At 72.4% G+C, this 544-nt stretch carries 1 protein-coding gene; it reads left to right on the forward strand.

Features of this window, described 5'->3' with window-relative positions; translation table 11 throughout:
- Positions 1-79 precede the first annotated feature (79 nt).
- The coding region (locus tag AAFM92_16920) for a response regulator (protein ID MEL7302042.1) at positions 80-544 on the forward strand (465 nt) is incomplete at its 3' end.

The following is a 544-nucleotide window of genomic DNA, read 5'->3' on the forward strand; positions in this document are numbered from 1 at the left end:
GTTTGCCCTACCTGCCTGGCTGCACCTGCTTGGCTGCCCGACCTACTACGCCGCGCTCCCCTCGCCGAACGCCCCCGCTATGACCACCCCGCACCTGCTCCTCGTCGAGGACGACCCCGACCTGAGCACGCTCGTCGGCACCCGCTTCACGGACGCGGGCTACGAAGTCACGACCGCCGACACCGGCCCCGCCGCCCTCGACGCCGTCGCGCGCCGCGTGCCCGACCTCGTCCTCCTCGACGTGATGCTGCCGGGCCTCGACGGCCTGGAGGTGTGCCGCCGCCTCCGCGCGGACCACCCGCTGCTCTACATCATCATGCTCACCGCGCGCAGCGACGAGCTCGACCGCGTCGTCGGGCTGGAAGTCGGGGCCGACGACTACGTCACGAAGCCCTTCAGCATGCAGGAGTTGGTCGCCCGCGTCCGTGCAGCGCTGCGCCGCCTGCGCCGGATCGAGGAGTTGCGGGCCACCGCCCCGAGCGACGCGCCCAGCGAGGCCCCGATCACGTTCGACGACCTCACCATCGACCCGATGCGGCGCGAG

The sequence above is a fragment of the Pseudomonadota bacterium genome (genome assembly GCA_038533575.1).
In the GTDB taxonomy this organism is placed as follows: domain Bacteria; phylum Pseudomonadota; class Alphaproteobacteria; order Rhodobacterales; family Rhodobacteraceae; genus Shimia_B.